This window comes from Maribellus comscasis (assembly GCF_009762775.1).
Classification (GTDB): Bacteria; Bacteroidota; Bacteroidia; order Bacteroidales; family Prolixibacteraceae; genus Draconibacterium; species Draconibacterium comscasis.
Map to the genome: position 1 here is coordinate 7,677,375 of NZ_CP046401.1, position 14,812 is coordinate 7,692,186.

Sequence of the window (14,812 nt, forward strand, 5' to 3'; positions counted from 1 at the left end):
TATTTTTTTGTGATTTGCACAAAAAAATAACATGGCCTTTCTCACAAAAGATAAAATATTCAGTAGAAAATGGATAATTGATTACCTGTTTATCCTAAGTGGTTCACTTATTCTGGCTGCAGGATTTGTGTATTTCGTAACTCCGCACAGGATAGTTCCCGGCGGCGTTTACGGCATTGCAATTGTTGTTCACTATATGACTCAGGGAATGTTCTCTTTCTGGCCTGACGGAATTCCAATCGGATTATTCGGGCTTATTCTAAATATTCCCTTAACCATTGCAGGTATAAGAATTCTCGGGCCACGCTTCGGAATTAAAACCATCGTAGGATTTGTCTTAACATCTGTTTTTATTGATAGCATAACATACTTACGCCCGGATGGAAATACTCCTTTGGTTAATGATGTTTTACTCTCCTGTGTTTTTGGAGGAGTTTTAATCGGCTTTGGTCTTGGTTTAATTTTTAAATCAAGAGCAACATCGGGAGGCTCGGATATTATAGCCATGATAATTGCAAAATATACGCGTCTTCAATTGGGAAAACTCATGATTTATGTTGATTCAACTATCGTTTTGCTTGGGTTGCTGGCTTTTCGCGATTGGCATATCCCTCTTTATTCCTGGGTAGTAATCTATATTACAGGGCGTGCTATTGACATGACTCTTGAAGGTGCAGACTACAACAAAGCGCTTTTGATTATTTCAAAGAAACACCTTCAAATTAAAAATAAACTCCTCGTCGATCTTGAACGCGGCGGGACATATTTAAGAGGAGAAGGTATGTTTACAGGAGAAGAAAAACAAATCATTTATACCGTAGTCAGCAGACGCGAAGTCGCTATTTTGGAAGAATATATCAGTAAAATTGATCCTGATGCTTTTATTACCGTAATGGACACAAAGGAAATTTTGGGTGAAGGTTTTCAGAGTTTAAACTCAAAATTGGATTCCTGAGATCTAATCGTTCTGAAATCTTTTAACTAACACATCTCCATTTACTCTGATTTTTCCTCTTTTCACCGAGAAAAATAGAATCTTTCTACTATTTTAAATAAATACAAACAGTCAATTTTGTAATTTTGAGCCATTCAGAAGCATCAAATTTACGCCATGACCGGAAAATTCATACTTATCTTTTTCCTTATCTTTCTCTTAGCTGTCGAATCAAACGCGCAGTCGGTAGGACTGGTTTTGAGTGGAGGTGGAGCAAAGGGCATGGCACATATTGGAGTTATCAGGGTACTAGAAGAAAACAATATTCCGATTGACTATATTGCCGGTACTTCTATTGGCGCAATCGTCGGAGGACTTTATGCAGCAGGTTATACACCAGACGAGATGGAAGAGCTGTTTAAATCTGACGATTTTTATTTTTGGTCGACCGGAAAAATTCAGGAAGAATACAGATATTATTTCAAGCAGCCGGAAGAAAATCCGTCGTGGTTCGAACTAAGAATTACCAAAAGAGATGACAAAGTTAAATTACTTCCTCCCACAAGTTTGATTCCGGAGGAGCAAATGGACTTTGCCTTTATGGAGTTGCTTGCCACTACAAATTCGGCTTGTGAAAATGATTTTGACAGTTTGATGATTCCCTTTTTTTGCGTTGCAACCGATGTGTATAACCACGAACCGGTTGTTTTACGGGAAGGAGACATGGGAGAAGCCGTTCGGGCTTCAATGACCGTTCCTGTTTACTTTAAACCTATTGAAATTAACGGAACTTTACTTTTCGACGGAGGTATTGTAAATAATTTTCCTCATGATATCATGACTGATTTGTACAAGCCTGATATTATTATCGGTCATAAAGTTGCAAGCGACCCTAAAGCAGCGGCGCCAGACGATGTTATGGAACAAATCTCAAATATGGTCATGCGCCCAACCAATTTTAAAATAAAACCAGAGGAAGGAATTTTGCTCGAGACCAACTTTACGAATGTTAATTTACTCGATTTTAACAAAATTGAAACTGCAATAGAAGCCGGGAGAAATACTGCGACAGTACTCATCGACAGTATAAAAACAAGAGTTCACCGGAGAGTTCCCCTGGAAGTTGTTCAACAAAAAAGAGAAGAATTTAATGCCAAAAAACCACAGCTTTTTTTCCAGAATATACAAGTTGAAGGAATTGAGGACACCGAGCAAAGGCGATTTATAATTCAATCCATAAAACACCACTTTAACGTCGTTTCGCTCTCTTTATTAAAAAAAGAATATTTTAAACTGGTTGCCGACGAGAACGTAAAATCTATTCGACCGATTGCCCGATACAACAAAGAAACAGGTTATTTTGATCTTCACCTAAAAGTGGAGCCGGAGAAAAAGTTCAAAGTGAATATTGGCGGAAATATTTCAACAAAACCGATTAATCAGGGATTTGCCAGCATCGATTACCGCGCGTTTAACGGAAGAGCGTATAATATCAATTCTAATATATATTTTGGGAGATTTTACAGTTCGTTTAAACTGGGCGGTCGTATAGATTTTCCATGGCGGGTGCCTTTCTATATTGCCGGATATTCAACATTAAACCGCTGGGATTTCTTTGCTTCAAGCTCAGAACTCTTTTTTGAAGATGTCCGTCCACCTTACATTATTCAGGACGAATATAATTTTAGATTAGAAGCCGGTTTTCCGCTTGGGCTGCACAGTAAGTTTTATTCAGGAATCGCCTATTCAAGCTCCACTGATGAATATTATCAGACAAATATTTTTAAAAAGGAAGACGACCCGGACCAAACAACTTTTAATGGATTGGTTACACAGGCCCAAATTGAAAGCAATTCGCTAAATTATAAACAATATGCAACCGAGGGGGAATTTGGCTACCTCTCCGCAAAATACATTACTGGGAAAGAAACCAATCTCCCGGGAACAACATCCAGTAACGCTTTTAAGACAACTAAAAATCACAATTTTTACATTTTAAAGGCACATACGACAAAATATTTCAGGTTTGGCAGGGCATTTTCGCTGGGAACTCACGCTGAAGCAGTTTTTAGTAATAAATTACTGATGCAAAATTATCGTTCTACTTTGCTTGCCGCGCCAGGATTCTACCCCACTCCACACAGCAAGTCTCTTTTTATCGAGAATTTTCACTCAAATAATTATCTGGCCGGCGGTTTAAGCACAATAATTAACTTTAATCCATCGGTGCATTTAAGACTTGAAGGTTATGGGTTTGTTCCGATGAAAGAAGAATTAAGCAATGCTGATTTAACGGCATATCAAAATACAAACACTTTTGAAAACTACTATTTACAGGGTATGGCTGCTTTGGTTTATCAAACGGGGATAGGTCCGGTAAGTGTTGCTTTGAACTATTACGAAAAAGAAAATACAAACTTCTATTTAACGTTGAACTTTGGTTATGTTCTGTTTAACAAACGAGGGTTTTGACAAAATTTATCATCTGCCAAAATGCGGCGTTTGAGGATCAAACTGAAATGAAATTTCTACAATTCCTTTTACCCTGCCATTCTCCTTCCAGGGAGTTTGATAAATAATTTTTCTGACACCATTTTTTTCTGTAGTATACATATTATCCGCAGGATTTTTCAGCATTTCTTTTAATTTCGATTTTGCCGGCTCAGGATGATAGTCCACCAAATTGGAACCAAGCAATTGCTCTCCACCATATTTATGAAATTGTTTTACAGAATATTCATTCATATACACAATTACTCCCTCGAGGTCGCAAACTGTTATTGCACCGTTAAATCCTTCCGCCCAATCAATCATACAACACTTTATTTTTTACGATAACATTTTACCCATCCTATTTCAAAAGCATTTGGGAGAAGGTGCCCTGGAATTTCATCAACTACAATTGTCGAGGCATTTAAATTCAGGGGATATTGAATATCATTTTTGTTTATGCTTAAAACCTCGGTATCGTTTATTTTCCATGTAAAAGCAGCGCCCGATTTTTCGACAGAAAAAATATACCACTTTCCTGGTTTCAGATTTGATATGTCCAGGCCTTCCACTTGTATTTTATTATTGCTGTCAAGTTTAGAAATTCCCAACCTGTTCTTTGTTCCCATCTCAAGCAAATTTACCATTGGCGAACCATTGTCTCCGCTTAACGAGAGTGTGCTGACAAGTTGCTTCAAGGGTTGAAACTTAATCTTTGCTTCAAAAATCTCTTCTCCCTTTCCAAAACCGTTGGAAGTTGAAAGTAAGCCCGATGTATAATCAAAATCAACAGGAACAAAACCGGCTGGCATTTTCCATATCTTTCCTTTCACCTTTTCCTTCTTCACTTCAATGGTAAGCTTTCCGTTGGTTTTTATGTTTTCCCCTGAGGTAAAAAAATGCAAATCGCCCGGTAAAGAAAAATTTTCACCAACATGCTCCGCCCATTTGTTTACAGTAGACCACTTCCCGGAATCCAACGCGCCTGAAAAATTGTCTTCAAAAGTTAATTCCCAGCCTTTAAAGAAATCAAAATCATTGCTGCCTTTATATTTAAAATAGTTTTGAATATGAGGCCGCCCCTTTATTTCTTCAAATTTCCTAAGCTTTGTAAACTCTTCTGTCTTTTCCCATTTCTTTTTGTCTTCCAAATAGGCCTTTCGCTCCAAAAAGCTGTTCGAAGCTGTCCGTTCTTTTAGCTCTTTGTACCTTATTAAATCGTTTGAAGACTTTACATCCAGGAAATCCCTGTAAAGAGAAGATTTCTTAAACCGCGTATAAAAACGAACATCCGGGTCGCTTTTTAGCAATCTGTATCTGTTCTTTTTATTAAAAGCTTCTTCTTTTTTTTCCTTTTTATCTTGTGCAAATTTTCCACCTCCAACATATTCTTTTAATGTTTTAAATTCCCCGGGCTTCTCCGAATTTTCTATTTTTTCAAATCGTACAAGATCCTGCGAATCAACAACTTTAAAATAATGCTTTAATTTTTTTGTCTTCTTTAATTTTTCAAACTCTGCGAGTTCATTGTATTCTTTGCTTCCTTTAAACTGCAAAGACTCAATTTCAGCTTTCTTTTTCTTAAAATCAGACGAGTTGATATACGATTCCAGTTCTATATACTCTTTTAATTCATCTGATTTTTCAACCGTCAAAAATTCCTGGTAATTTTTATAAAGCGCCTCACGTTGATTTTCAATTTTTTCAACTGGTTTAATCTTCCCCGTTAGCTGCAATGAAAAAATTTTAAACGACATCTGTATTTTTTAATAGGTTTTATTCTACTCAAAAATAGAAATTATACGAATATATTCTAATCAAGACAATTATTAAATTAGAAATTTCTAAAAAGAAACATATCTGTTAAACATAAAAACAAAAGATTTCAACAATTTTAACATGAATAACAATTTATAAAACACTAACTGTTTATATGTTTTTATATTTACGATTGCCTATTCTTCTTATTTTGAATATTTTAGTCGGGAACAACTTAAAACTATGATTGGACAATCAGAACTTATCTTAAATAACGATGGAACAATTTTCCATTTACACTTGAAACCGGAAAACATTTCTGAACAAATTATACTGGTGGGTGATCCTGCCCGGGTTGATACCATTTCTTCACTTTTTGAAAGTATTGAATTTGAAATTCAAAACCGTGAATTTAAAACGGTTACGGGAATTTTTAACAACAAAAGGCTGACGCTCATTTCTACCGGAATCGGCACGGATAATATCGATATCGTGTTAAACGAATTGGATGCTTTGGTGAACATTGATTTAAAAAAACGTGAAATAAAGGACAAAAAAACATCTTTAAACATTGTGCGAATCGGAACTTCAGGCGGATTACAAACCGACTTGCCCGTAAATTCATTTGTTGTTTCGAAAAAAGCAATTGGTTTTGACGGGATGTTAAATTTCTATGCCAACCGAAAAAACGTTTGTGATCTTTCTTTTGAAACCGCATTTAAACAATATACAAAATGGGACAACTCACTCCCAACACCCTATGTCGTCGATGCTTCGGAAAAATTACTAGAAAAATTTGAAAGTCAGGAATTTAGGAAAGGAGTTACCATTTCGGCACCAGGATTTTATGGGCCACAGGGAAGAGAACTTCGATTGCCACTGGCTGTGCCTGAGTTAAACAGAAAAGTAGAGGAGTTTTCATTTAACGATTTGAAAATTACCAATTTTGAAATGGAGTGCTCGGCTATTTATGGTTTATCTAAAATGCTTGGACACAACGCCTTGACTATTTGTTTGATAATCGCAAACAGGGTTTCGCTCACAGCAAACGAAAACTACAGGGAAGAGATGAAAAAACTAATCAGAAAAGTCTTAAACGCCTTAACCAATTGATTTGCAATGAATAAACGTAAACTACAAGCTTTAATCGATTTACTCGACGATCCGGATGAACTGGTTTACGAACTGGTTGAAAAAGAACTTTTAAAAGAAAACTACAAAATTATTCCTGCATTGGAGGAAAAATGGGAATTAAGTTTTGATGAAAGCAGTCAGGAAAGGATTGAAAATCTTATTCAGAGCCTTCAGTTCAAACAAACCCAAAAGTTGCTGGAAAAATGGGTAGGATCCGCTGACCACGAATTGCTTTCCGGCTTTTTGCTTGTTGACCGTTTCCAATACCCTGATTTAAACCTTTTAAAAATCGACCAGAAAATTGATAACCTGCGCAAATCAATTTGGATTGAATTAAGCGATTCGCTAACAATTCTTGAGAAAACCACTATACTAAACCATTTTCTTTTTAATATTAACGGATTTTCAATTAATCACAATAATATTCATTCGCCACAAAACTGCTTTTTAAATCAGGTTTTGGATACCAAGCGAGGCAATCCGATTTCGATAAGTGTTTTATATGTAATTATTGCGCGTATGCTGGAATTGCCGACACATTTTATAGATTTTCCAAGAAATCCTTTAATTGCAATAGTTGACCCTAATCTGGCCCAAAAGGTACACGGGAATATCCGAAATTCCGATGTGCTGTTTTATATCAATCCCTCAAATAAAGGTTCGATTACCAGCAGAAAAGAAATTGAATATCATCTTCGGAAAAACAAATACGAGCCGCTAAAATCGTTTACCGAACCTAAAACCGATTTGTTTTTTATCCAACGATTACTGGAATCGCTGGAGGAATCATATCAATCTGTTGGTTTTCAGGAAAAAGAAGAAAAAATAAAAACACTTCTGCGGTTATTTTAAAAACAAAAAGGCCATCCTTTCAGATGACCCTCTTCTCATATACTTTTTTATTTTCTACTTCGCGTAACTTACCGCTCTTGTTTCACGAATAACGGTAATTTTTATCTGCCCGGGATAAGTCATTTCATCCTGAATTCGTTTAGAAATATCAAACGAAAGCTGTTCTGTTTCCTGGTCACTCATTTTATCCGCACCAACAATAACACGTAATTCACGTCCTGCCTGGATAGCATAGGTTTTCATTACGCCTGGATAAGAAAGAGCCAAATCCTCCAGGTCTTTCAAACGTTTGATATACGACTCCACAACCTCTCTTCTTGCACCAGGACGGGCACCGGAAATGGCATCACAAACCTGAACGATTGGTGCTAGTAACGATTGCATCTCTACCTCGTCGTGGTGAGCTCCGATAGCATTGGCAATGTCAGGTTTTTCCTTATATTTTTCAGCCAGTTTCATACCCAAAACTGCATGTGGCAATTCCGGCTCATCATCCGGCACTTTACCAATATCGTGTAATAAACCGGCACGTTTTGCCTTTTTGGGATTTAGTCCCAGTTCCGAGGCCATAATTGCACTCAAATTTGCAACCTCACGCGAGTGTTGCAGCAAATTCTGACCATACGAAGAACGGTATTTCATTTTACCTATCAGTCGAATTAATTCAGGATGCAAACCATGTATTCCCAGGTCAATTGCTGTACGTTTTCCCGTTTCCACCACTTCCTCTTCAACCTGCTTTTTTACTTTCTGAACCACCTCTTCAATTCTGGCTGGGTGAATTCTTCCATCGGTTACCAGTTGGTGTAAAGCAAGACGCGCGATCTCGCGACGTACCGGATCGAATGCAGAAAGAACGATGGCTTCAGGAGTATCGTCTACAACGATTTCTACCCCCGTGGCTGACTCCAGGGCACGAATATTCCGTCCTTCCCTTCCAATAATTCGGCCTTTAATTTCGTCACTTTCAATATGGAAAATGGTAACAGCATTTTCTATAGCTGTTTCAGTAGCAACACGTTGAATGGATTTTACCACAATTTTTTTTGCTTCCTTGTTGGCGGTTTGTTTTGCCTCCTCCATTATTTCGTTAATGTAAGAAACCGCTTCCGATTTTGCTTCTTCCTGCAACGATTCTACCAATTGCGATTTTGCCTCTTCAGCCGAAAGGCCGGAAATCTGTTCCAGCTTTTCGACATGCTGACGATACAGTTTATCCAGTTCTTCACTTTTGTGTTCCACCCTTTGCAGTTGCGCATTCAAATTTTCGCGAATAGCTTCAACTTCTTTACGGGTTGTTTCAAATTCCTTTGTTTTTCGGTTGAGTTCGTCTCTCCTCTGATTTAATCCGTTTTCCCGTTGTTTCAGCTTGTTTTCCAGATTGTTAATGTGAGAATTTTTATCATGAATGTATTTTTCATGTTCCGATTTTAACTGCAAAAACTTTTCTTTTGCCTGAAGAATTTTATCTTTTTTTATCACATCACCTTCCGATTTTGCCTCCGCAACAATCGAATCCTTTTTCTTCTTTAAGGCCTTATCCCAAATAAGATAAGCCAAGGCACCTCCACCAACAAACCCTGCAGCCGCGCCTATTAATATGTCTATCCAGTTCATTCTTTGTAAAATTAATTAATAAAAAACCCGTAATAAATCACTCCAATTCCTGAGCAATTTAATACGGGTCCTGATAAATATTAGTAAACTTTATTACTTTTTCTTCTTACTATTTCTTCTTTTTCTCCTTCAAAAAATCTGAAATATCGTCATTTAAATTTTTAAGTTCCTCGATGAAAAGATCTTTATCCTCACTTTTTTTTGTTTCGGCAACGTTCAGCGCAATTTGAAAAGCGCTCATCGCCAAAATATCCTGTGAATCATTGTCACGAAACAAGCCTCTGAATCTTCGAACTGTATCGTTGACTATTTTTGCAGCTAATCTGTATTTCTCTTCATCTTCACGATTGATATCCAACGGATAAGTCCGGCTATCAATCTTAATATGTATTCTAAAGTTATCTTTCTCCACCTGCCATTACTTATTTAGTAATGCGATACATTTATCAATTTCCCGTATTAATCTGTTTATTTTCTGTTTCGCATTCCTGTTTTCATCACTCCCCGATAAAATTTGGTTTGCGATTTCCAATTGTTCATTGTTTCTGCTTAAATCTGTTCTCGCCTGTTCCAACAATTCTATTTCATTTTTTAAAGCTTCCACTTTATTTTCCAGCAGTTTTTTTTCAGTAGTTAATCGTTCATATTCACTGAATAACTGCTGTACATTTGCCTTTAAATCGTTCAGAAGCAAGCGATCATCATCAGTCATTTTAGCTGCATTTCAGCGACAAAGTTAATATTTTTCACATATTGTAAAAGAGATTAACTATAAATGAAACAAACAAGAAGCGATTTGTTCTTCACTTTTGCCAAAAGTAAAGTTTTTAATAAATAGAAATGCTTGATTTTTCAAACACTTTAAACATTATTTCAAAATAATTTAGTCACACTGAAAATAATAATCGGAGTTCAGATGTTCTATTACTTGGAAAACATAAATTTGCGGTTTACACAAAATAAAGATCATTCAAATGAGGAATTTTTTTCTGCTTATTATTCTTTTTCTTTCCTATATCTTAAACGGCCAAAATACAACCTATACACCACCGGTTAAGATTCCTATGTTTCTGAGCGGAAGTTTTGCGGAGTTACGCAGCAATCATTTTCATTCCGGGATTGATATAAAAACTCAGGGTGTTACAGGGCTTCCTGTTTTTTCTGTGGCCGACGGCTATATTTCAAGAATCGTAGTTTCTCCTACCGGGTTTGGCCGTGCACTTTATATCGAGCACCCAAACGGTACAACAAGCGTCTACGGACACCTAAAATCTTTCAGAAATGACATTGAGGATTATATACAAAAAATTCAGTACGCAGAACGATCTTTTCGTGTTGATGTGTCGGTTCCTCAAAATACATTTCCTCTAAAACAGGGAGATGAGATAGCACAAAGCGGTAACTCAGGAAGTTCCGGCGGGCCTCATTTACACTTTGAAATAAGAAATACGGAAACAGAGGAACCTTTAAATCCATTAAAATACAATCTCCCGGTAACTGATAATACGGCTCCCAAAATGTTTTCGCTGTTGGCAGCACCGCTTGATAAATTGTCGCATGTAAATTATCAGAATAAGAAAAGCACTTTCACCATTGTTTTTTATGACGACAAATATCATTTAAAAGGAAACCCGACAATACCGGTTTATGGTAAAATTGGTTTTGCTGTTCAGGCGAATGATTATTTTGATAATTCATGGAATAAATGTGGCGTTTATTCCGTGGAATTGACTATTGACGGTGAATTATATTTTTCATACCGGCTCGATAAGTTTTCGTTTGATGAAACAAGGTATATCAACAGCTTCATTGATTATAAAGAATACATTGACAAAAGAAGACGATATCAAAAAGCCTGGAAAGACCCGGGAAATCAACTTCCCATTTACAATTATGAAAAAAATAACGGGATTGTCAATTTCAAAGATAACGGCATTCATCCGGTTCAAATGATTTTAAAAGACACATACGGAAATACCTCTGTTTTGGAGTTTAATGTAAAAAGTGCATTTAAGGAAATTCCGGTTGTTGAAAAACCATTCACAAAAATTTTCACATACAATCAACGAAATGAGTGGGAAACCAAAAACTTCAAAATTGACATTCCTGAAGGTGCTTTATATACCGATATAAACTTTCAATACAGTGCAACTAAAGCTGATGCTGAATTTTTTTCTGAGTTGCACATCGTTCACAAAAATACTGTGCCATTGCAAAAAAGCGCAACAATTCAGATTAAAACATTTGGTATTCCTGCTCTCGATGAATCAAAAGCATTGCTCGTAAATGTTGATACTTTAACCGGCAAATTTTATGCAAACGGTGGCGAATTTAAAGACGGTTGGGTAATTGGAGAGATACGTAATTTTGGGAGTTATGCGGTGACCGTCGATACAATTCCACCTGCAATTGTACCCTTAAGTATCAAAAGTAAAAACACATTAACTGAAAGCAATCGTATTCGTTTCAAAGTTTCAGACCAATTGGCCGGCGTTGAGAAATATGAAGGATTCATTGACGGAAAATGGGCGTTGTTTGAATTTGACCCGAGAATTGATCAGATAGTTCACTATTTCGATCCGGAACGGTTTGAGATGGGCAAACGGCATGAATTTTTGTTAAAAGTAACCGATTACAAACAAAATGTGGCAACCTACGAGGCTACTTTCTGGAAATAAAGGAAAAGGATAGATGATGAAAGATTAAAGATGAACGTGGAAGAAAACCTGCAACCTGTAACTTGCAACCTGCTACCCACAACCCGTAACCCGAAAAGACGATTTTAATCATTCTTCAAAATTTTTAATTCCTGTATTTTGGGAGAAACTAAAATCTCAAAATCATGAAATTTAATCCGGCTAAAGCAATTCAGGACTTAAAACAATTTGGTGAATTCGGTGGGGTGAACCCATCTGTTACCGATTCTTCAACATACACATTTTTGCACGGCGATGCCATGGAAGAAACATTCCTCGGACACATGGAAGGTTGTTTTTTATACTCGCGCCACTGGAATCCAAGCAATAAATATTTGGCTGATGCCATTGCAGCCATGGAAAATACCGAATCGGCATGGATAACATCGTCTGGCATGGCGGCAATCACTTGTGCTTTGCTTCAACTCTGTAAATCGGGCGACCACATTATTACAAGCGTTACAACGTACGGCGGAACCTATGCTTTCTTAAAAAATTGGTTACCTAAATACAATATTGAAGTTTCCTTTGTAAACATTACCGATTTGGACGAAGTAAAAAACGCGCTTCAACCCAACACCAAAGTTATTTATACCGAAAGTGTTACCAATCCGCTTTTGCAGGTTTCCAATATTCCTGAACTGGCAAAAATTGCGCACGGTGCCGGTGCCAAACTCATGGTCGACAATACCTTCTCCCCTATGATATTTTCTCCGGCAATGCTTGGCGCCGACCTCGTAGTGTACAGCATGACAAAATTTATAAATGGGAAAAACGATTGTGTAGCGGGAGCCATTTGCGGAACCAATGAATTTGTAAACCAGCTTTCCAGCGTAAACAACGGAACGGCCATGTTGCTTGGCCCGGTGCTCGATCCGCTGCGTTCTTCAAATATTCTGAAAAATCTGAACACCCTGCACATCCGGATGAAACAACACAGCAGGAACGCACAATTTCTGGCTGAAAATCTTGAAAAAGATGGTTTGAATATTATTTATCCGGGATTAAAAAACCATCCTCAACACAAGTTACACAAAAAATTAATGAACGAAGAATTTGGTTTTGGAGGAATGATGGCAATTGATTTGGGAACACTCGAAAATGCTTACGATGTGATGCAAAAAATGCAGGAAGCCGGTGTGGGTTATCTTGCAGTAAGTTTGGGGTATTTTCGCACTTTATTTAGCTGCTCCGGGCATAGTACATCTTCCGAAATTCCACCAGAAGTACAAAAAGAAATGGGGCTTTCCGAAGGACTGGTGCGGTTTTCGGTGGGATTGGATAATGATATTGAAGATACATTGGAAAAAATCAGAGGCTGTTTGTAATGGATTTCATCTCTCAGTACTATTATTATAAAAAACCAGGAATTGATATTCAATCCCTAAAATTATAAAGCCTCTTCGTATTATTTATTTTACCTACAATTAAAAATAGTAATAATCAATCTTAATTATTCATCAAGCAACTCCTGTATTTTTTCATATAACACTTCTTTACTTGAAGGCCTTGGAGCATTAAAATCTACAACTTTTCAGTTAATTTTTATTTTCCACTGTTAAAAAATGCATTATAGGAATTATAAAATTGCTCAGATAAATAATCATTGTCTAGAACAGGCAAAAAAACTGAACTGACTCTTCCATCACAATTTAAGAGGAAAAGATATGGGATATTATATTTATCAATTGGAATGTCTAAAGTGTCTTCTTTAAAATAATAAAAATCATAATCCAATGAGTTATATGCCTTTAATAAAGATAATTCTCGTTCAGTTTTGCCAGACGCCACAATCATAACATTTTGATTATCTACCATCAAATTCTTTTTAATCCTCTCCAATTCTGTATCAATACAACTTCGGCAGTTTTGTGCAGAGAAACGAAATACAAGCAAAGGACAGAATGAAGATTTATCTCCAAGGGTACAAGAGTCTCCATTAATATTGAAGATCATTGTTTGTGGATTAAGCATCCAATTTTCAGATTCAAATCCTTTTACTTCCCTATCAACAAAAAAGTTAAATAATGATTCTGAGTCGACTCTAATTTTTTGATAGCTGGATATAACTCTATTCTTTTGAGAAATATTATATATGACATATAGGTTGCCACTAATGAATATAATGACAAACAAAATAAATATCGATCTTCTTATTTTAAAAATCATACTTCGCAAATACTATTATTGGATTATTCGATATTTTTTTCACATCGTCCAAAGTATAAACTTTTTTATTTGATGCTCCGTTCATAAACCGCAATAATGGTTCTGTAGATTTATAATTATAAGGCGCAACCATAAAATAAAATCTTTCCTTGTCACATCCTATTAATGCTGGTATTTTTCCATGCAAATTCAAACCAGTAATATCATCAGTTAAATGTTTTTGGTCGTAATGCATACTTAATTTGGTCTCCTTATTGTATATAAAAACACAGTGCTTCCCTTTGATTACATAATTAATTTCAATGTATTTATCTGTCTCAAAGTATTTATTCAAAAGACACTTTTCAATGTTATCACGATTGAACATCATTAACCTGGCTTTTTCTTCAACAGAAAGTGATGCATAATCATCATGATCGTATGTATATTTACCATAATTAATTGCCCGAAAAGGATAAGATTTCTTTTCATCTATTTTGTAAATTGTATCATTTGCTAAAGCCCAATAGGTGATATAGTTGGGATTGGTTTGTAAAAAAGGAGAATAAACAATAGTTCCTGAGACATCTCTTTTTTTGCGAACCAAAGAAAAACCTTTGAATTTAAAATTCTCGTCCGTTCTGTAAAGCAGGCAATCTGTTTTGTAAGGAGCTTCAAAATAATAAGTTTCACCTAATTTTTTAAACCCTGTTGAGCTAAAATCATAGCTGCTCTCTTTTATTAAACTCCCCTGTAATGAAAAACTCTTTATCATTTTATATCCCAATACATCAATTCTATTTTCTTCAGGAATAATTTCAAAATCCATTGGATATGTTATTTCTCCGGGGCCATTTCCTTTCCGGCTTATTGAACGTTTAAAATTCCCTTTCATATCGAAAACAAGAATGCTCTGTGCTCCAAAACAATCCAATATATAAATTAAGTCGTCATGAATAATAATTTTGAATATTCCACTAATCATGCTCTTATTGGTGAACTCTAAAGGAACTATTTCATATTCGGAAATTATATCCGACATTTTTACATTTTGAAAATCATAAACCGGAACTTCTAAATCAAGGAATGACGTATCACCTTGTATTGTCTGATTATTATTGCAGGCGGAAATTATCAGATTAATAATAATTAAAAAAAATAAATTTAGGTTTCTCATAATTTT

General features: G+C 36.0%; 13 protein-coding genes. 6 read left to right on the forward strand and 7 right to left on the reverse strand.

Translation table 11 applies throughout. The features are described 5' to 3' along the window. Nucleotides 1-31: 31 nt before the first annotated feature. Together GM418_RS30925 and GM418_RS30930 are read left to right on the forward strand one after the other, a co-directional pair. Entirely contained in the window at nt 32-955 is a 924-nt protein-coding gene (locus GM418_RS30925; protein WP_158872192.1) for a YitT family protein, read from the forward strand. 156 nt (nt 956-1,111) lie between these two features. Next, complete coding sequence (locus GM418_RS30930; RefSeq protein ID WP_158872194.1) at nt 1,112-3,406, forward strand: patatin-like phospholipase family protein; 2,295 nt, start codon at nt 1,112-1,114, stop codon at nt 3,404-3,406. Between the two features lie 9 nt (nt 3,407-3,415). On the opposite strand, the gene GM418_RS30935 is transcribed toward GM418_RS30930, so the two are convergent. Together GM418_RS30935 and GM418_RS30940 are read right to left on the reverse strand one after the other, a co-directional pair. Then, entirely contained in the window at nt 3,416-3,748 is a 333-nt protein-coding gene (locus GM418_RS30935) for a PAS domain-containing protein (protein ID WP_158872196.1), read from the reverse strand. An 8-nt stretch (nt 3,749-3,756) separates the two neighbouring features. Continuing rightward, complete coding sequence (locus GM418_RS30940; protein WP_158872198.1) at nt 3,757-5,181, reverse strand: LamG domain-containing protein; 1,425 nt, start codon at nt 5,179-5,181, stop codon at nt 3,757-3,759. A gap of 244 nt (nt 5,182-5,425) precedes the next feature. On the opposite strand from GM418_RS30940, the gene GM418_RS30945 reads away from it, so the two are divergent. Both GM418_RS30945 and GM418_RS30950 read left to right on the forward strand, forming a co-directional pair. Then, nucleotides 5,426-6,295, forward strand: coding sequence for a nucleoside phosphorylase (locus GM418_RS30945; RefSeq protein ID WP_158872200.1), 870 nt, complete (start codon nt 5,426-5,428; stop codon nt 6,293-6,295). A 6-nt stretch (nt 6,296-6,301) separates the two neighbouring features. Further along, complete coding sequence (locus GM418_RS30950; protein WP_158872202.1) at nt 6,302-7,168, forward strand: transglutaminase-like domain-containing protein; 867 nt, start codon at nt 6,302-6,304, stop codon at nt 7,166-7,168. Nucleotides 7,169-7,222: 54 nt separating this feature from the next. Here the strand turns inward: GM418_RS30950 and rny are convergent, their stop codons facing one another. The 3 genes from rny to GM418_RS30965 all read right to left on the reverse strand — a co-directional run bounded on the left by rny (nt 7,223) and on the right by GM418_RS30965 (nt 9,497). Further along, entirely contained in the window at nt 7,223-8,785 is a 1,563-nt protein-coding gene (gene rny, locus GM418_RS30955) for a ribonuclease Y (RefSeq protein ID WP_158872204.1), read from the reverse strand. A gap of 109 nt (nt 8,786-8,894) precedes the next feature. Next, nucleotides 8,895-9,197, reverse strand: a complete 303-nt coding sequence (locus tag GM418_RS30960; protein ID WP_158872206.1) for a cell division protein ZapA — start codon at nt 9,195-9,197, stop codon at nt 8,895-8,897. A 6-nt stretch (nt 9,198-9,203) separates the two neighbouring features. Next, entirely contained in the window at nt 9,204-9,497 is a 294-nt protein-coding gene (locus GM418_RS30965; RefSeq protein WP_158872208.1) for a hypothetical protein, read from the reverse strand. Nucleotides 9,498-9,759: 262 nt separating this feature from the next. On the opposite strand from GM418_RS30965, the gene GM418_RS30970 reads away from it, so the two are divergent. Together GM418_RS30970 and GM418_RS30975 are read left to right on the forward strand one after the other, a co-directional pair. Beyond that, nucleotides 9,760-11,463, forward strand: coding sequence for a M23 family metallopeptidase (locus GM418_RS30970; protein ID WP_158872210.1), 1,704 nt, complete (start codon nt 9,760-9,762; stop codon nt 11,461-11,463). A 164-nt stretch (nt 11,464-11,627) separates the two neighbouring features. Beyond that, nucleotides 11,628-12,809 carry an aminotransferase class I/II-fold pyridoxal phosphate-dependent enzyme gene (locus GM418_RS30975; RefSeq protein WP_158872212.1) on the forward strand — a complete coding sequence of 394 codons (1,182 nt, stop codon included), beginning with the start codon at nt 11,628-11,630 and terminating at the stop codon, nt 12,807-12,809. Nucleotides 12,810-13,026: 217 nt separating this feature from the next. On the opposite strand, the gene GM418_RS30980 is transcribed toward GM418_RS30975, so the two are convergent. Both GM418_RS30980 and GM418_RS30985 read right to left on the reverse strand, forming a co-directional pair. Beyond that, nucleotides 13,027-13,650, reverse strand: a complete 624-nt coding sequence (locus GM418_RS30980) for a hypothetical protein (RefSeq protein WP_158872214.1) — start codon at nt 13,648-13,650, stop codon at nt 13,027-13,029. Next, nucleotides 13,640-14,806, reverse strand: coding sequence for a 6-bladed beta-propeller (locus GM418_RS30985; RefSeq protein WP_158872216.1), 1,167 nt, complete (start codon nt 14,804-14,806; stop codon nt 13,640-13,642). The genes GM418_RS30980 and GM418_RS30985 overlap by 11 nt, the downstream gene beginning before the upstream one ends. Nucleotides 14,807-14,812 lie beyond the last annotated feature (6 nt).